The following is a 17249-nucleotide window of genomic DNA, read 5'->3' as shown; positions in this document are numbered from 1 at the left end:
GCCATGCAATCTGACGGCTTAGTGACGCCTTCAAGGGCACCCCGGACGCAACGAACCACTGAGTTCGCGTCCTAGATCACCCCCGCCAGCCGCAACGCTACGCCCGCCGCGCAACTGCCAGCCAGCACCGTGAGCATCCCCAGCTTGAACCGGAAGATCGCGGTTGCGGCCGCCATCGACAGCAGCAGCGCCGGCACATCGACGCTGGTCAGGACCGGCATGTCGAAGGCAAACGGGAAGGTGTGCACCGGCACGGTCTCGCGGAATAGCGTGTGCAGCGCGAACCAGATCGAGAGGTTGAGGATCACGCCGACGACGGCGGCCGTGATCGCACTGAGCGCACCGCCGAGGCCCTTGTTGCCGCGCAGCCGTTCGACGTAGGGGGCGCCTACGAAAATCCAGAGGAAGCAGGGCGTGAAGGTGACCCAGGTCGCGAGCAATCCGCCCAGCGTGGCCGCAAGAATCGGCGACAGGCCGCTGGGATCGCGGAAGGCGGCCATGAAACCCACGAACTGCAGCACCATGATCAAAGGGCCCGGCGTGGTCTCGGCCATGCCGAGGCCGTCGAGCATCTCGTGCGGCTTGAGCCAGTGATAGTGCTCGACGGCCTGCTGGGCGACATAGGCCAGCACGGCGTAGGCGCCACCGAAAGTGACCAGCGCCATTTTCGAGAAGAACAGCGCGATGTGACTGAAGACACTGTCTTGTCCGACAGCGAGCAACAGCGCGATCACCGGCACCAGCCAGAGCGCCAGCCACAACGCGCCGACCCGGATCGCGCGCGCGGTGTTGGGGCGTACATGCTCGGGCACAGCGTCGCCGAGCATGCTGTCGATCACGGCGCTGCTGCCGGCAGGCCCGTGGCCGGCCGGCGCGAATTCCGGACGGCCCTGCTTGGCGCCGATGTATCCGATGATGCCTGCGGCGATGATGATGACCGGGAAGGGGATCGCGAAGAAGAAAATCGCGACGAAGGCGATCGCGGCGAGCGCGATCATGATGCGGTTCTTCAGCGCGCGCTTGCCGACCCGCACCACCGCCTCGACGACGATGGCGAGCACGGCGGCTTTCAGCCCGAAGAACAGCGCCTCGACGAAGCTGACATTGCCGAAGGCGGCATAGACGTAGCTCAGGCCCATGATGGCGATGATGCCGGGCAGGATGAACAGCCCGCCCGCCATCAGCCCGCCGGCGGTGCGGTGCATCAGCCAGCCGACATAGGTCGCAAGCTGCTGCGCCTCCGGGCCCGGCAGCAGCATGCAGTAATTGAGCGCGTGGAGGAAACGGGCTTCTGAGATCCAGTTCTTCTCCTCGACCAGGATGCGATGCATGACCGCGATCTGGCCCGCGGGCCCGCCAAAACTCAGGCAGGCGACACGGAGCCAGACGCGAAAGGCTTCACTGAAGCTGACGCCGTGGCCGGCATCAGCTCCTGTGTCGGTCGTACGGGTATCCATCAAGCCTTCGCCTTGTTGGTCGGCCAGTTATGGGTCTCAGACGTGGCGTCGCGGCACCAGCGATAGAAGGCGTCGTAGAGCAGCATGCCGGCCTCGAGCTGTTCGAGGTCGTCATCATACATCCGCGACAGCCCGAGCGAAGCTGCGAGCAGGCCGGGGGCCTCCGGCGCAAGGTCGGGGCGCGCGGTGTCGGCGCCGCGCACCAGCGTTGCGAGCCGGAGCAGCGCCGGCGCGGCAATCCCGAACTCCTCGATCATCACGTCGAAGGTGCAGAGCTCGCCACGGTGGCTCCAGAACACGTTCTCGATGTCGAACGGGGCTGCCTTGAAGCGTTCGCCGACGGCAACCACTTCGGACGGAGCCACGAACAGGAACACCGCGTTTGGATCGACGAAGCGTCGGATCAGCCAGGGGCAGGCGATGCGGTCCACCTTGGGCCGCGCCCGCGTCACCCAGACGGTTCGGCCCTTGGCGTCGCGCGGCGGCAGCTTGCGGGTATCCAGCAGCGGCAGCTTTGCGTCCTTCCATCCCTCGAAGCCGCCTTCCAGCGTCTCGGCCTGAACCCCGAGCTGCCTGAGCCAGGCCGCCGTGCCCTGCGCCAGCTTTGCGCCGCGCAGGCAGGAGACGATCGCGGTGCGGCCGGCGAATTCGGCACCCCATTCCGGAACATTGTCGTGGCTGAGCTTGATCGAACCCGGGATCAACCGCCGGTCGGCGGCAAAATCCTCGTCGGTGCGCACGTCGATCAGGGCAGGGGCATTCGCCGTGCCGATCAACCGTGCCAGTTTGTCAGATGATATCGTGGTGTAGGAAGACATGATGCGCCCTCGTGAAAAACAACGGGACGCGATACTTGGGCATGTCGCCTCGTGGGGAGATCGCTCAAATCCCCATGCACTTCATTACATCGAAACGTCACCTATCTGTCAATCGGCTCGTTTCGCCGGATTTTGTCCGGGACCCCCGCAGGTCTATATTGCGGGTCAACGGGCCGGACCTTTCGGAGACGTTGTGATGCATTCCCATTCCATCGAACAATGGACCCATGACCACGCCTTTCTGGGCGAAAAGCACGACGAGAACGAGCGGCGCACCTGGCTCGTCGTCGTCCTGACGCTGGTCATGATGGTCGGCGAGATCGTCGCCGGCTCGCTGTTCGGCTCGATGGCGCTGCTCGCCGACGGCTGGCACATGGGCACGCATGCGGCGGCGCTGGGGATTGCCGCATTCGCGTATCGTTTTGCGCGGCGGCATCTGGGGAGCTCGCATTTCAGCTTCGGCACAGGCAAATTCGGCGATCTCGCCGCCTTCGCTAGCGCGATCATCCTCGGACTGATCGCGGTCGAGATCGCCTATGAGAGCGTGCTGCGGCTGATCACGCCGGTGCCGATCGTCTATGGCGAGGCGATCGCGGTCGCTGCCCTCGGCCTGTGCGTCAATCTCGCCAGTGCCTGGCTGCTCCGTGACAGCCACGATCACCACCATCACGGCCATGCGCATGATGATCACGAGGATCATGAGCATGATCATCACCAGCATCATCACGACAACAATCTTCGCGCGGCCTATGTCCACGTCATGGCGGACGCAGCGACCTCGGTGCTGGCGATCGCCGCGCTCGTGGTCGCCATGTATTCGGGATGGACCTGGGCCGATCCGGCCGTCGGCCTGATTGGCAGTGCCGTGATCGCAAGCTGGGCGTTCGGCCTGATCAAGACATCGGGCGCGGTGCTGCTCGACGTGCGCGCGGACGAGAAGCTGGAGCGTGTGATCCGGGCGCGCATGGAGGTCGGCGACGACCGCGTCACCGATTTGCATCTGTGGCAGGTCGGTCCCGGCCATTGCGCGGTGCTGATCTCGGTGGTGTCGGACACGCCGAAGCAGCCGGCCGTCTACAAGAGGCGGCTCGCCGGGCTCAAGGGGCTGAGCCACGTCACCGTCGAGGTCGAGACCTGCCCGCATTAAATCGGTCTGCGGGAATTCTGCGAACTGGCCGGGGTTGACCCTCGGTCACAGCCGACAATGGCTGCAAGGGAGGAACGAATGACGCCAAAGATCACGCCGAGGATCGCGCGAAGGATCAAGCTCGCTGTCGCCGTCGCTGCACTCGTTCTGTCCGGTCATGCGGCGCTTGCGCAATCCGAAAAGACCGGTGTCGAAAAGCTCTACGTCCTCAATTGCGGGGAGGGCACCGCCGGCGACATCTCGCGCTGGACGCCCGGCCTCAATGAGGGCAAGACGATGGACTTCGTCGACAGCTGCTATCTGGTCAAGCACGCCAAGGGCTGGTTCCTGTGGGACACCGGCATCGCCGACGCAGTCGCCGCGATGCCGAACGGCCTCGCGCCCGCCGATCCCAAGGCGGTGACCTGGCGCCGGCCGAAGACGCTTGCCGCCCAGCTCGAACAGCTCGGCCTCAAGCCGGATGACATCAAGATGATGGCCGTCTCGCACACCCATCCCGACCACACCGGCAATGTCGAGCTGTTCCCGCACGCCACGCTCTACGTGCAGAAGGCCGAGTATGACTGGCCCGGCGCCAACAACGAGCCGCGCTTCAAGCCGTCCCATCCGGTCGAGCTGCTTGCGGGCGACAAGGACGTGTTCGGCGACGGCAGCGTGACCATCCTGTCGACGCCCGGCCATACGCCGGGACATCAATCGCTGCTGGTGAAGCTGCCGAAGACCGGCGCCGTCGTGCTGTCGGGCGACGCCGTGCATTTCAAGGATAATTGGGACAACCGCCGTGTGCCCAGCATGAATGCCAACAAGGACCAGAGCGCGGCCTCGATGCAGAAGATCGCCGACACGCTCGGCAAGGAGAAGGCGCAGCTCTGGATCAACCACGACAAGTCCCAGCGCGACAGCCAGAAGATGTCGCCTGAGTTTTATGACTGACGCGGCTAGCCTTTCGGCGCGGTCACGGCGGGCGGGCTCGCGTCCGGCGCCTTCTTCGGCTTCAGCGAGCCGGCGTAGAAGGAGATCAGCCAGACCAGGATGATGGCGAGGAGATAGACACCCCAGGCCTGCGGCGGCGTGGTCGCCCAGCGCAGGAGGCCTTTGAATGTGCGGGGCGGGCGCGTGTCGTCGGTCATGCTCCGCTTGTGCGCGAAAGCTTCCGCCCGGTCAATCCGGCCGCGGTTGCGCGCGGATCATGAATAGCGCGGCCAGTGCCGAGAGGCTGAGCGCGGACGAGACGATCAGCACCTTGGCGCCCATGACGTCGATGAGCAGGCCAAAGGCCAGCGGCGCCACGGCCTGCGCCATCCGTGCCGGCGCGCCGATGATGCCGAGGCGATAGCCGAAATCCTTGGGACCGAAGATCGACAGCGGCAGCGTGCCGCGCGCGATGGTCAGGATGCCGTTGCCAGAGCCGTGGAATAGCGCAAACGCGCTAGCCGCGGCGCCGCCGAAGATCGCCACGACCACCGCGCCGATCGGGTGGGTGAGGCAGGCGAGCCGCGTCGACCACAGCGGATGAAAGCGGCTGAGGAAGCCCGCTTCCAGAACCCGCGCGGCCACTTGCGCGGGGCCGATCAGCGCACCGGCCGCGATCGCCTCCACCGGCGTCGCGCCGGTGGTCTCCAGGATACGCGGGAAATGCGCGGCCATCGCGCCGGTGACGGTCCAGACCGCGGCGAAAACGAAGGCGAGCAGGATCATGGTGCGGTCGAGCGGCAGATGCGGCTTCTCTGCGGTCGCTGCGGCCTGCCTAGCGCCCTTGATTGTCGGCAGCATGAAGAAATTCAGCGGCAGGCCGATCAGGATATTGGCAGCGGCCCAGGCAAAGCAGGTCTCGCGCCAGCCGAAATGCGACAGGCCCCAGGCGGTGAGCGGCCAGCCGACGGTCGATGCAAAGCCCGCCATCAACGTGATGCCGGTGATCGGCCTGCGCGCCTCGGTGCCGTAGATGCGGCCGAGCGCGGCGAAGGCGGCGTCGTAGAGCCCCATTGCCATGCCGATGCCGAGCACGAGCCAGGCCATCGCCATCACCGCCACGGATTGCGAGAGGCCGAGCAGCATGAGGCCGGCGGCGATCGTCAGGTTCGACACCGAGAGCACCTGCCGGCCGCCGACCAGATCGATCTGTCGCCCGATGCGTGGCCCGAGCAGCGCCGAGATCACCAGCGAGGCCGAGAACGCGCCAAAGACCCAGTTGGAGGAGATGCCGAGATCGCGCGCCATGGGATCGGCGAGCAGCGCCGGCAGATAGTAGCTCGAGGCCCAGGCCAGGGTCTGCGTGGTACCGAGCGCCAGGATGATCGGAAGCTGGCGCTGGCTCATATCCCCGTATTTCTGATCGGCGGTGGCATCACTCGCATTTGCAGCGCGAGGCGGGAGCGCGTCAACAGCGTCCGCGACATATGCGACCTGCCGCGGGCGGGAGCCTCGGCCCTGAGCAGGAGCTTTGGCGACGCAAGGTCCGCGCGCCGCCTTTCGCTCGTCACGAATGCACGGCATAATGGCGCATGCAATTGACCTCGCGCCTTGCTCTGATGAACTGGCTGGCGGGCCAGGGGCTCACCGGCCTGCCCGAACCCGAACTGCTGCGCGGCTTCTGCGAGCGCTGCTGCGCCGAAGGGCTGGAGCTCTCGCGTGGGCTTGTCGTCATTGATACGCTGCACCCGATCTATGAGGGTCGCGCCTTCCGCTGGAGCGATACGCCGACCAACGAGAGCGATGTCGTCGAATACGGCTCGACGGCCGAGGGCGACGCGGCCAACAATTGGCGCCGGTCGGTGTTCTATCATTTGCTCGAGCATGGTCACGACGAGATGGTGATCGACCTCGCCGACGCGCCCTCGCTCGATTTTTCGCAGATCGGCGAGCTCGCCGAAACGGGTCACCGCCATTTCCTGGCCTTCGTGCACCGCTTCGGGGAGACCGGAGCGCTCGGGCAGATGGACTGCCTCTACTCCTCCTGGACAACCCGACGCGACAGCGGCTTCGCCGAAGGCGAGCTCGCGGCGCTGCGCGATCTCGTGCCGGTGCTGGGGCTCGCGATCAAGTCGGCGCAGCAGGTCGACATCGCGCGCACGCTCGGCCGCGTCTATCTCGGACGCGATGCGTCAGAGCAGGTCTTGAGCGGACGCATCTCGCGCGGCGTCACCGAGCGCATCAACGCCGTGCTCTGGTATTCGGATCTGCGCGGCTCGACCGGAATCAGCGAGAGCATCGGCCCCGACGAGATCATCCCGTTCCTCAACGACTATGCGCAGGCCGTGATCGATGCGATCCACGAAGCCGGCGGCGACGTCTTGAAGCTGATCGGCGACGGCGTGCTCGCGATGTTTACCGGCGAGGACATGGCGCACGCTCGGCGCGCGGCGCTGCGGGCGGAGCATCTGTTCCGCAAGAACGTGGCAGCGCTGAACCTGCGGCGGGGCGCCGAGGGCCGTCCCACCACGTCCGCCTATATCGGCCTGCATGTCGGCGAAGTCTTCTACGGCAATATCGGGAGCGAGGACCGGCTTGACTTCACCGTGGTCGGTCCGACCGTGAACGAGGTCAGTCGCATCGCCTCGATGAGCCGTTCGGTCGATCGCGAGCTGCTGGCGTCGGCGGAATTCTACAAGGGCCTCGATGCCGCCGGCCGCCGCTATCTCGTCTCCACCGGTCGCTACGCGCTCCGCGGCATCGGCCGCGCGCAGGATCTCTACACGCTCGATCCGGAAGTGGACGCGAGCGAGCCGGTGACGGGGAGCTACGAGCGGTATCTGGCGAACTAGGCTGGCTGCTCCCACAAACTCCGTCATTGCGAGGAGCTATTGCGACGAAGCAATCCAGACTGTCTCCGCGGAGAGATTCTGGATTGCTTCGCTTCGCTCGCAATGACGGTGCAGCTAACACCGCGCCGCCGCCTCATCGCCCACCATGTCGGGCTGCCGGTCCAGCGTCACCGCAGGCGAGAGCCAGATCACCAGGGCCTGCACGCCGAACACGGCGGCGGCGAGATAAAGGCACGCTTCCGCGCTCCAGAGGCCGCCGACGATCGCTCCCAGTGCCGAGCCGACCGGGCGGGCGCCGTAGCTCATGATGTTGATGGCGGAGACGCGGCCCAGGAGGCGCGGCGGCGTCACCGACTGGCGCAACGTCGTGGTCGAGATCACCCACAGGATCGGCCCGACGCCGAGCAGGAAGAAGCTCAAGGCCGCAAGCCAGGGCGAGGGGACCAGCACCGTCAGCGCCATCACCATTGCCGCGACGAAGCCGGTGACGGGGCCGAGGCCGACCACCGTGCCGAACGCGATGCGCTTCATCACGCGCGTGGCGAACAGCGCGCCGATCACCATGCCGACACCGTACATGGTCAGCACGGTGCCGACGCCGACCGCGTTTAGGCCGAGGTGACGTACGGCGTAAGGCACGAACACCGCGATCTGCAGGAACCATCCGGTATTGAAGATGAACTGGGTGATGAAGACCGGCCGCAGCAGCGGATGGTGAAACACGAAGGCTGCGCCCTCGCGGATGTCCTGGAACGGATGCCGCCGTGGAGCCGGCGTGCGGGCGGGCTCGTAGATGCCGGAGAGCAGCACGACTGCGATCGCGGAGAGCGCGGCCGCAAAGCCGAAGGCCGGGCTCGCGCCCCACCACCCCAACAGCGCGCCGCCGAGCGCCGGCCCGCTGGCGAAGGCGATGGTGCGTGCGAGCTCGATCCGCGCATTGGCCGTCGGCAACAGGTCCGAACTCACCAAGGAGGGCACCAGTGCCGGCGCGGCCACGCTGTAGACGACGGTGCCGCACACGGCGGCAAAGCCGAGCAGCGCCAGCAGCGGCAGATTGAGCGCGCCGAGCGCGAGCAGCAGCACGATCGCCGCAAGGGCCGCGGCCCGCAGCGCCTCGGCGCCTGCCATCAGCGAACGGCGGGAGATGCGGTCGGCCAGCAGGCCGGCCGGAATGGCGAAGAGGACGAAGGGCAGGGTCAGCGCAGTCTGGAGCAGGCCGGTCTGGCCTTCGGCGACGCCCAGCGTCAGCACCGCGACAATGGGGGCCGCGGCCAGCGCGATCTGTTCGGCCGACTGTGCCGCCAAATTGGACCAGGCGAGGCGGTTGAATGTGTCGGGGAGGCGCGGGGGATTTGACATGGCTCATTTCCTGCAAAGTCGGGTGGGCGCCACTATCCGCCTCCGATGACCGCCAAACCCACCCGCTTCCCGACAGGGGCGACACATAGCGACCGCCGAGGCAACGATGCGGTTAGATGCAGTTGCAAATGAGTTGCAATAAGGCTCGACTTCGGTATTCTCGCCCCATGGATGCTCGCTCTCCCGATCTGACCCAAGACGCCGCCGGCTGGCGCTCCGACGCGCCTGCCACCAAGAGCCTGGCCGAGGTGAATGCCTCGGTCGCCCTCCCCATCGCGGGGGTTTGGTGGCGGCGGCTGCTCGCCTTCGTCGGCCCGGGCTATCTGGTCTCGGTCGGCTACATGGACCCCGGCAATTGGGCGACCGACCTCGCCGGTGGGTCCAAGTTCGGCTACACGTTGCTCTCGGTCATTCTGCTCTCGAATTTGATGGCGATCCTGCTGCAATCACTGGCGGCACGGCTCGGCATCGTCACCGACCGCGACCTCGCGCAGGCCTGCCGCGCGACCTATTCGCCGGCGGTCAACTTCATGCTGTGGCTCGCCTGCGAGGCGGCGATCATCGCCTGCGATCTCGCCGAGGTCATCGGCACCGCGATTGCGCTCAAGCTCCTGTTCGGCATTCCCCTGATCGGCGGTGCGCTGATCGCTGCGCTGGATGCCTTTTTGCTGCTCATCCTGATGAACCGTGGCTTCCGTTTCCTCGAAGCCTTTGTCATCGCACTGCTCGTCGTGATCGCAGTCTGCTTCACGGTCCAGCTTGCCGCGGCCGCGCCGCCGGTGGCCGAGATGCTGAGGGGATTTGTGCCGAAGACCGAGATCTTCACCAACCCCGAGATGCTCTACATCGCGATCGGCATCATCGGCGCCACCGTGATGCCGCATAATCTCTATCTGCATTCTTCGATCGTGCAGACGCGCGCTTATGAGCGCAACCACACCGGCCGGCGCGAGGCGATCAAATGGGCGACAACGGACTCGACCATCGCCCTGATGCTGGCGCTGTTCATCAATGCCGCGATCCTCGTGGTGGCGGCCGCAACCTTCCACAAGAGCGGCCATGCCGACGTCGCCGAGATCGGCCAGGCCTTCGAGCTGCTTTCACCGCTGCTCGGTCTCGGCATCGCCTCGACGCTGTTCGCGGTGGCGCTGCTCGCCTCGGGCCTGAATTCAACGGTGACGGCGACGCTCGCCGGCCAGATCGTGATGGAAGGCTTTCTCGATTTGCGCCTGCCGAGCTGGGCGCGCCGGTTGCTGACGCGCGGCATCGCGATCGTTCCCGTGATCGTCGTCACCGCGATCTATGGCGAGCGCGGCACGGCGGATCTCCTGGTATTCAGCCAGGTGGTGCTGTCAATGCAGCTGCCCTTCGCGGTCATCCCGCTGGTCCGCTTCGTCTCCGACCGCCGCAAGATGGGCAAGTTCGCCATACCGGTCTGGGTGGCGGCGATCGCGTGGATCGTTGCCGGCATCATCGTGGTTTTGAACGTGAAGCTGCTGGCGGATACGCTGTTCGGGTGAACGATCAGCGCCTGAGGCGACGTCGCGGCTTGTAGGGGCTGCGCGGGTTCACGTCGATGTCTACGTCTTTCACACATTCCTGGCGTTTGCGGTGGCTAGCGCCCCCGTGCCACTCTCCAGAACGAAGCGCGACATTGCTCATTTCGGCGACGTTCAAACACTTCCATTGCCCTCCAGGCAGCAAACCTTTGCTGGAACTGCCAGCAAACTGAAAAGCGAGCGTGCGTTCCTGCCCATCAGTATGGCCCAGTATTGCGGGGCAGATTTCGCGCACGTGTCCTTGAGAGAAGCAGAGCACCTGGCATCGTTCGACAATCGCTCGCTCGAGTAATTCGTAGGCTTGGCTCGACAAGAATGCCTCCGTATCCACCCGCACGGTGGCAATACAACGACCGATACCGAGCACGGTTGCAGTGCTGGATCAATCCTGCGGCTCGGACGCGGCGTCGCCTTGCGCGTCGATGCGCAGCCAACCTGACGGCGCGAGGCGCTGCTGCGGCAGGAAGCGGGCCTTGTAGTCCATCTTCTTGGAGCCCTCGATCCAGTAGCCGAGATAGACGTAAGGCAACCCTTGCCGGCGGGCGCGGGCGATGTGGTCGAGGATCATGAAGGTGCCCATCGAGCGGCTGACTTCGCCGGGCTCGAAGAACGAATAGACCATCGACAGGCCGTCGCTGAGCACGTCGGTCAGCGCGACCGCGATCAGCTCTTCGCCCCGGCCGGTGATGCCGCTGTCGGGGCCGCGCTTGCGGTACTCGATGATGCGGGTTTCGACGTGGCTGTCCTCGACCATCATGGCGTAGTCGAGCACGGTCATATCGGCCATGCCGCCGTGGCGGTGACGGGAATCGAGATAGGCGCGGAACACCGAATATTGCTCGGAGGTCGGCACTGCGCTGCGCTGCTCGCCGATGATGTCGGCGTTGCGCGCGATCACCTTGCGGAAGTTGCGGGAGGGGCGGAACTCGTTGGCGATCACCCGGACCGAGACGCAGGCGCGACACTGGTCGCAGGCGGGACGGTAGGCGATCGATTGGCTACGACGGAAGCCGCCATGGGTCAGGAGGTCGTTGAGATCACCGGCGCGCTCACCTACGAGGTGCGTAAACACCTTGCGCTCGTGCCGGCCCGGCAGATAGGGGCAGGGGGAGGGCGCCGTGAGGTAAAATTGTGGGGTATCGCGCGAGTGCTGGGTCAAGGGACGTCGTGGGCCTCCAAAATGTGCATCAGCATCGCGCTACGAAAGCCCCCGGTCAATCGGTCTACTCGGCAGGTCAGGTCGGACAGCATAGCGGGTCCAGGTTGATAGGTTCTTGATCCAGGTTGGTTGATCAGTAGGTCCTTTGATCAGTAGGTCCTGGCGCCTTGAGGCACCGGCGCACGAACGGAATTGTTGATCACGACCGTTCCCAGCACGAAATCGTGCAGCAAGCGCCTGCGGCCGTTGAACAGGCCGACCAGGACCACGAAGGGCGACAGGAACGAGAACGTCACCCAGAACAGCACCGCGTGGGTGGCGCCCAGCACGAAATACCCGGGCGCGCCGTACCAGGTGCGGAGCTCCAGATCCATCACGCGCATTCCGATGGTCGCGGACGACGGACCGCCGATGCAGGCGCCGTAATAGACGATGGCCCAGATCACGGAGGCAGGCCAGGCCAGCCAGAACAGCGCCCAGCCGATGCCGAGCGTGACCACGCCGAACACCGCAATGAAGAGGTAGCCGAGGATCACCGGCACCGAGATCACGACCATGTCGATCAGGAAGGCGAACACCCGCCGCGTCGCAACGCCGCGGAACAGTTCCGGGTGCAGATAGGGATCGTAGGCGTGAGCCGCACCATCACTGCGCCAGGCATTGCCCGAGTCCGAATACGACATGACCGTCCTCCCGAGGGGAAACTCCCGTGGCAGCACATGGGAATAGGCCGTCCGCGTGCCAAGGGTGCCGCGATTAACAAGCCGAAATATTCCGGCGATTCGGGGGCGGCGGTAGCCGCGAGGAGAGGGAGCTGACGCCACAGCAACAGTGTCGTCCCGGCGAAGGCCGGGACCCATAACCACGCAGAGCAGTTTGGCGAAGACTTAGGGGTTGATCGCTTCCCCGGTACCAATACTGCGCGCTCTCGTTGGATCACGCGGTATGGGTCCCGGCCTTCGCCGGGACGACATTGGGGCCTACACCTGCGCGCGGAGCTTCTCCGCCGCCTTCGGTGCGAAATAGCTCAGCACACCGTCGGCGCCGGCGCGCTTGAACGCGAGCAGGCTCTCCATCATGGCGCGCTCGCCGTCGAGCCAGCCGTTGGTGGCGGCTGCGGCGATCATCGCGTATTCGCCGGACACCTGGTAGGCGAAGGTCGGCATCGCGAACGTGTCCTTCACGCGGCGGACGACGTCGAGATAGGGCATGCCGGGCTTGACCATCACCATGTCGGCGCCCTCGGCGATGTCGAGCTCGACCTCGCGCAGCGCCTCGTCGGTGTTGGCGCTGTCCATCTGGTAGGTGCGCTTGTCGCCGGTGAGCGTCTTGGCGGAGCCAATGGCATCGCGGAACGGGCCGTAGAAGGCGGAAGCGTATTTTGCGGCATAGGCCATGATCTGCACGTCGAGCAGGCCGGTACGATCCAGGCCCTCGCGGATCGCGGCGACGCGGCCGTCCATCATGTCGGAGGGCGCGATGATGTCGCAGCCGGCTTCGGCCTGCACCAGGGCCTGACGCACCAGCACGGCGACGGTCTCGTCGTTCAGGATCTTGCCGTCGGAGATCAGGCCGTCATGGCCGTGGCTGGTGAAGGGATCGAGTGCAACGTCGCAGAGAATGCCGATCTCCGGAAACTCCTTCTTGATCGCGCGCACCGCCTGGCAGACCAGATTGTTCGGGTTGGTGGCTTCCGAGCCCTCCTCGTCGCGCAGGGACGGATCGGTGTAGGGAAACAGCGCGAGGCAGGGGATGGTGAGCTTCATCGCGCGTTCGGCGTCGCGCACGGCCTGGTCGACGCTGAGACGCTCGACGCCCGGCATCGAGGCGATCTGCTCGCGCTTGTTGTTGCCGTCGATCAGAAACAGCGGCCAGATCAGATCGTCCGTCGTGAGCACGTTCTCGCGCACCATGCGCCGGGCCCATTCGGCCTTGCGGTTGCGGCGCGGGCGGACGGTCAGATCGAGGGCAGGGGAGGCCGCAGTGCCATCCCGGCGCGAGACCTCGCGCAATTCGATCGGACGTCCGTATTTGATCGCCATCACTCTTCCTCCGGCTGGAATTATTCTTATACCAGCTCGCATGGTTCCCGTCACCGCGGCTTGAGCTGCCGCAAGGCAAAGAACTGATTGGGCGCAGCCGATTGATTTTGCGGGGCAAAGCAGCCAGAAGGGGGCATGTCCGAGATCTCCACCCGCGATGCGGCCCGCGACGGCGCCAGGGACGCCGTCCGAGACAATGCCAGAGACAGTGCAATGTCGGTGGCGGCGATCTCGTCCGAGCGAGCCGAGTCCGACGACAATGTCTGGACGCGCCGGCTCGTGCTGTTCCTGCGGGTGATGGCGCTGCTCTCGATCCTCAAGGGTCTCTATCATTGGGCGCAGGTGACGGGCTTCGTCGGCGGCGAGGACGAGGCGTTCGAAAACCAGTCGATGGCCTGGCAGGCCTCGACCATCTACTTCGCCGTGATCGAACTTGTTGCCGCGGTCGGGCTGTGGCTGGCGACGCCCTGGGGCGCCGTGGTGTGGCTGACGACCGTGGTATCGATGGCGGTGATCGAGCTGATGTTCCCGGGCATCTACGGCGGCAGCCTGGTTGTGGTCGGGGTCGAAGCCTTCATGCTGGCCGCCTATCTCGCGCTCGCCTGGATGGCCGCACGCGAACGGCCGCCATAGCAAACTCTCGTGCCCCGGACGCAATGCAGCGCGCCGCACGCGCGGCGTGATGCGTTGCAGAGCCGGGGCCCATTTCTCCGCGATCTCGTCTCTGGCCTTCTGGGTCCCGGCTCTGCGCTCCGCTTCGCTGTGCTGGTCCGGGACACGAGAATGTCGCGCTTGGTTGACGGTTGGTTGCGTAAAATTCGACGTAAGTTTTCGCTAACCAGCGTGTTCCGCCACAGCTCTTACCCGGCCGTTTCGAAACGGGGCGGGGCTGTTCTGGAATGCGACAATCGCGGCGGACGGAGGGTGAACAGGACCTTGCGAGAGTCAACAGACTATTGCGAAAAGTGCTTGTGGCACAGGCTTAATCCGCAATTCACTGTCTTAAATTCATGATCTCTTTATTCTCTTATTTAAGCCGATCTTCAAACGAGCCCCTTAAGTTGCACCTATCAGACGGGACACAAGTTTCGTCGAATGAGTGTCGATAAAAACGACAACAGGGGAAGTGTCATGATGAAAGCCGTCGCAACTGCGGCAGATACCGCAGAGCGCGTCTCCGGCCAGCAGGGTTCGGTGCAGACGCTCTATCTGGAAGCTTTGACTCTGGTGGAGCGGCTGCATCGCCGGCTGCTCGACGTCATCAAGGACGAGTTCGATCGCCGCGGCCGTGCGGACATCAACTCGGTGCAGGCGCTGCTGCTCTACAACATCGGCGACAAGGAGCTGACCGCGGGCGAACTGCGCACGCGCGGTTATTACCTCGGCTCCAACGTCTCCTACAATCTGAAGAAGCTCGTCGAGCTCGGCTTCCTTGATCATCAGCGCTCGCGCGTCGATCGCCGCTCGGTGCGCATCCGCCTGACGCCGCAGGGCCAGGAAGTTCGCCGCATCGTCGACTCGCTCTACCAGAAGCACGTCAAGACGGTGGAGCAGGTCGGCGGCATCTCGGGCGAGGAGTTCTCGACCCTCAACAAGTCGCTGCACCGCCTCGAGCGGTTCTGGACCGACCAGATCCTGTATCGTCTCTGAGCTCTTTCCACGGGATTTGGCCAAGCCGGCCCACAACAAGACCGGCAAGCCTCCCGAACGTGCCTGAGCTTCCCCAAGCGCGCCGGCCCGGCTCTGTCTGGACCGGTGCGTTTTTCCATTTCGCGGTTGCGAAAAAAATCCCCAAGGGCAGGGAACGAGTTCCCGGTTCGGTGCTTATCCCCTTCGATCGGAGGGCGGACGATGCTGGTCGAGCGTGGCGTGGGGGTGATGAACGTGGAACTCGTGAGCGAGGCCTATGCCATCGCCGCGAACTATCTTCGCCGCTCGGGCGCGATCCGGGACACCCTCGTCACCGACGAACGCCTGCTTGAGATCGTCATCAAGCTGCTCCAGCGCGGCGAATTCAACAAGATCAGGCTGGCCAACAAGGCCATCGTCAGGTTCGAGGCGCAGTCCGAGGCCAAAGCAGTTGCCTGATCTCAACTCCCAAACGCGGCAAGAACCAGAGGGTGCCATGGAAGCTGCCATCGACCGGATCATGCATACCTACGATTTGCTCGCCAACCGCACGTCTGCGGCGAGCGCCGAGGCGCGGGAAAAGGTCACCAACTATCTCAATACGTTGATGGAAGCCGGCGAGAAGGACACCCACAGGTTGACGGTTTGCGGGCTGACCTATCTGCGGCAGCTCGACGGCAGCGTGGATCCCGTGAAGGCGGGGTATACCGGGCTGTGAGGGACGCTGGCCTCGGCCAGCGGGTCCAGCCGGAAGTTTGAGGCTCAAAGCGGCCTTATTCCTGAGGGTCGAATAAGGGGCGATTCCATAGAACCGCCCCGATGTCGAAAATCTTCGATCCCCACCATATCTTGCATAAATCTCAGGCCCGACCCGCAAACCCTTGGCCTGTTGCGGGCGATGTGGTAGATCGCGCTCGCCGCTTCCGATCGCCACACCAGACCCGCCCGTAGCCCGCCAAAAGGCTGCGGCGGTGGAGATATTCGCAAGATGACCTTCGCCAAAACCGCCTCCGCACCCGATTCGTTTTTCACCGCCTCGCTCGAGCAGGCTGACCCGGAAATCGCAGCCGCCATCAAGGGCGAGCTCGGCCGCCAGCGTCATGAGGTCGAGCTGATCGCTTCCGAGAACATCGTCAGCCGTGCGGTGCTGGAAGCGCAGGGTTCGGTGATGACCAACAAATATGCCGAAGGCTATCCCGGCGCGCGCTACTACGGCGGTTGTGAGTGGGTCGACGTTGCCGAGAATCTCGCGATCGATCGCGCCAAGAAGCTGTTCGGCGCCAACTTCGCCAACGTGCAGCCGAACTCCGGCAGCCAGATGAACCAGGCGGTGTTTCTGGCACTGCTTCAGCCCGGCGACACCTTCATGGGCCTCGATCTTGCGGCCGGCGGCCATCTCACCCACGGCTCCCCCGTCAACATGAGCGGCAAGTGGTTCAAGGCCGCGCACTACACCGTGCGCCGCGAGGACCAGATCATCGACATGGACGCCGTCGCCAAGCAGGCAGCGGAGGTCAAGCCGAAGCTGATCGTGGCCGGCGGCTCGGCTTATTCGCGCGCCTGGGATTTCAAGCGCTTCCGCGAGATCGCGGACAGCGTCGGCGCGTACCTCCTGGTCGACATGGCGCACTTCGCCGGTCTCGTCGCCGGCGGCGTGCATGCTTCGCCCGTGCCGTATGCCCACATCACCACCACCACGACCCACAAATCGCTGCGCGGTCCGCGTGGCGGCCTGATGCTGTGGAATGACGAGGCGCTGACCAAGAAATTCAACTCGGCGATCTTCCCGGGCCTGCAGGGCGGCCCCCTGATGCATGTGATCGCGGCGAAGGCGGTCGCCTTCGCCGAGGCGCTGCGGCCGGACTTCAAGGTCTATGCGAAGAACGTCGTCGAGAACGCCAAGGCGCTGGCCGAGGCGATGAAGAGCCATGGCTTCGATATCGTCTCCGGCGGCACCGACAATCATCTGATGCTCGTTGACCTCCGGCCGAAGGGCCTGAAGGGCAATGCTTCGGAGAAGGCGCTGGTCCGCGCCGCCATCACCTGCAACAAGAACGGCATTCCTTTCGACCCCGAGTCGCCGTTCGTCACCTCCGGTATTCGTCTGGGCACGCCGGCGGCTACCACCCGCGGCTTTGGTGTTGCTGAATTCCAGCAGGTCGGCGGCATGATCGCCGAGGTGCTGAACGCGATCGCGCAGTCCGACGACGGCAAGGCGCCGCTGGTGGAAGCCGCGATCAAGGAACGGGTCAAGGCGCTCACCGACCGTTTCCCGATCTATCAGTAAGGTTCAAGAAAACCGGTCAAGGTCAACG

Annotated in this window: 18 protein-coding genes; 9 read left to right on the top strand and 9 right to left on the bottom strand. The window is 64.9% G+C overall.

Going from position 1 to position 17249, the window contains the following annotated elements; all coding sequences use genetic code 11:
- Nucleotides 1–71 precede the first annotated feature (71 nt).
- Nucleotides 72–1457, bottom strand: coding sequence for a chromate efflux transporter (gene chrA, locus ABIB66_RS21520; RefSeq protein ID WP_354210750.1), 1386 nt, complete (start codon nucleotides 1455–1457; stop codon nucleotides 72–74).
- Nucleotides 1457–2275 (bottom strand): chromate resistance protein ChrB domain-containing protein, encoded by an 819-nt coding sequence (locus ABIB66_RS21515; protein ID WP_247298211.1) that lies wholly within the window; start codon nucleotides 2273–2275, stop codon nucleotides 1457–1459. Before ABIB66_RS21515 ends, chrA begins: the two co-directional genes overlap by 1 nt.
- Nucleotides 2276–2471: 196 nt before the next feature.
- Here ABIB66_RS21515 and dmeF point away from each other — a divergent pair, with 196 nt between their 5' ends.
- On the top strand, nucleotides 2472–3422 hold the full coding sequence (dmeF, locus tag ABIB66_RS21510; protein ID WP_354101082.1) for a CDF family Co(II)/Ni(II) efflux transporter DmeF: 951 nt from the start codon (nucleotides 2472–2474) through the stop codon (nucleotides 3420–3422).
- 78 nt (nucleotides 3423–3500) lie between these two features.
- The gene (locus ABIB66_RS21505) at nucleotides 3501–4355 is read left to right on the top strand and encodes an N-acyl homoserine lactonase family protein (protein ID WP_354058897.1); all 855 of its coding nucleotides are present in this window, start codon (nucleotides 3501–3503) and stop codon (nucleotides 4353–4355) included.
- Nucleotides 4356–4360: 5 nt separating this feature from the next.
- On the opposite strand, the gene ABIB66_RS21500 is transcribed toward ABIB66_RS21505, so the two are convergent.
- Nucleotides 4361–4552, bottom strand: a complete 192-nt coding sequence (locus tag ABIB66_RS21500; RefSeq protein WP_354058898.1) for a hypothetical protein — start codon at nucleotides 4550–4552, stop codon at nucleotides 4361–4363.
- Between the two features lie 31 nt (nucleotides 4553–4583).
- Nucleotides 4584–5741, bottom strand: a complete 1158-nt coding sequence (locus ABIB66_RS21495; protein WP_354058899.1) for an MFS transporter — start codon at nucleotides 5739–5741, stop codon at nucleotides 4584–4586.
- Nucleotides 5742–5926: 185 nt separating this feature from the next.
- Between ABIB66_RS21495 and ABIB66_RS21490 the strand changes: the two genes are divergently transcribed.
- The gene (locus ABIB66_RS21490) at nucleotides 5927–7186 is read left to right on the top strand and encodes an adenylate/guanylate cyclase domain-containing protein (RefSeq protein ID WP_354058900.1); all 1260 of its coding nucleotides are present in this window, start codon (nucleotides 5927–5929) and stop codon (nucleotides 7184–7186) included.
- A gap of 114 nt (nucleotides 7187–7300) precedes the next feature.
- Here ABIB66_RS21490 and ABIB66_RS21485 read toward each other — a convergent pair whose 3' ends face one another.
- On the bottom strand, nucleotides 7301–8545 hold the full coding sequence (locus tag ABIB66_RS21485) for an MFS transporter (RefSeq protein WP_354255487.1): 1245 nt from the start codon (nucleotides 8543–8545) through the stop codon (nucleotides 7301–7303).
- 167 nt (nucleotides 8546–8712) lie between these two features.
- On the opposite strand from ABIB66_RS21485, the gene ABIB66_RS21480 reads away from it, so the two are divergent.
- Nucleotides 8713–10065, top strand: a complete 1353-nt coding sequence (locus tag ABIB66_RS21480; RefSeq protein WP_354210752.1) for an Nramp family divalent metal transporter — start codon at nucleotides 8713–8715, stop codon at nucleotides 10063–10065.
- 4 nt (nucleotides 10066–10069) lie between these two features.
- On the opposite strand, the gene ABIB66_RS21475 is transcribed toward ABIB66_RS21480, so the two are convergent.
- The 4 genes from ABIB66_RS21475 to hemB form a co-directional block, all read right to left on the bottom strand.
- Nucleotides 10070–10417, bottom strand: coding sequence for a hypothetical protein (locus ABIB66_RS21475; protein WP_354255484.1), 348 nt, complete (start codon nucleotides 10415–10417; stop codon nucleotides 10070–10072).
- A 69-nt stretch (nucleotides 10418–10486) separates the two neighbouring features.
- Entirely contained in the window at nucleotides 10487–11263 is a 777-nt protein-coding gene (locus ABIB66_RS21470) for an arginyltransferase (RefSeq protein WP_007603416.1), read from the bottom strand.
- Between the two features lie 149 nt (nucleotides 11264–11412).
- Nucleotides 11413–11946 carry an RDD family protein gene (locus ABIB66_RS21465; protein ID WP_275167864.1) on the bottom strand — a complete coding sequence of 178 codons (534 nt, stop codon included), beginning with the start codon at nucleotides 11944–11946 and terminating at the stop codon, nucleotides 11413–11415.
- Nucleotides 11947–12243: 297 nt separating this feature from the next.
- Nucleotides 12244–13305: a porphobilinogen synthase gene (gene hemB / locus ABIB66_RS21460; RefSeq protein WP_354210754.1), complete on the bottom strand. Its 1062-nt coding sequence runs from the start codon at nucleotides 13303–13305 to the stop codon at nucleotides 12244–12246.
- Nucleotides 13306–13440: 135 nt separating this feature from the next.
- On the opposite strand from hemB, the gene ABIB66_RS21455 reads away from it, so the two are divergent.
- The 5 genes from ABIB66_RS21455 (at nucleotide 13441) to glyA (ending at nucleotide 17221) form a co-directional block, all read left to right on the top strand.
- Nucleotides 13441–13938, top strand: coding sequence for a DUF6163 family protein (locus ABIB66_RS21455; protein WP_354058904.1), 498 nt, complete (start codon nucleotides 13441–13443; stop codon nucleotides 13936–13938).
- Between the two features lie 498 nt (nucleotides 13939–14436).
- Nucleotides 14437–14955 carry a transcriptional regulator LdtR gene (ldtR, locus tag ABIB66_RS21450; protein WP_007603420.1) on the top strand — a complete coding sequence of 173 codons (519 nt, stop codon included), beginning with the start codon at nucleotides 14437–14439 and terminating at the stop codon, nucleotides 14953–14955.
- A gap of 201 nt (nucleotides 14956–15156) precedes the next feature.
- On the top strand, nucleotides 15157–15393 hold the full coding sequence (locus ABIB66_RS21445; RefSeq protein WP_275167861.1) for a hypothetical protein: 237 nt from the start codon (nucleotides 15157–15159) through the stop codon (nucleotides 15391–15393).
- Nucleotides 15394–15430: 37 nt separating this feature from the next.
- On the top strand, nucleotides 15431–15652 hold the full coding sequence (locus ABIB66_RS21440) for a hypothetical protein (RefSeq protein WP_007603423.1): 222 nt from the start codon (nucleotides 15431–15433) through the stop codon (nucleotides 15650–15652).
- Nucleotides 15653–15922: 270 nt separating this feature from the next.
- Entirely contained in the window at nucleotides 15923–17221 is a 1299-nt protein-coding gene (gene glyA / locus ABIB66_RS21435) for a serine hydroxymethyltransferase (protein WP_354210755.1), read from the top strand.
- The last annotated feature ends 28 nt before the right edge of the window (nucleotides 17222–17249 follow it).

Source organism: Bradyrhizobium sp. F1.13.3 (assembly GCF_040548265.1).
GTDB lineage: Bacteria > Pseudomonadota > Alphaproteobacteria > Rhizobiales > Xanthobacteraceae > Bradyrhizobium.
The sequence above is the reverse complement of the archived record's forward strand: the minus strand, read 5'-3'. Positions and strand labels throughout refer to the sequence as shown.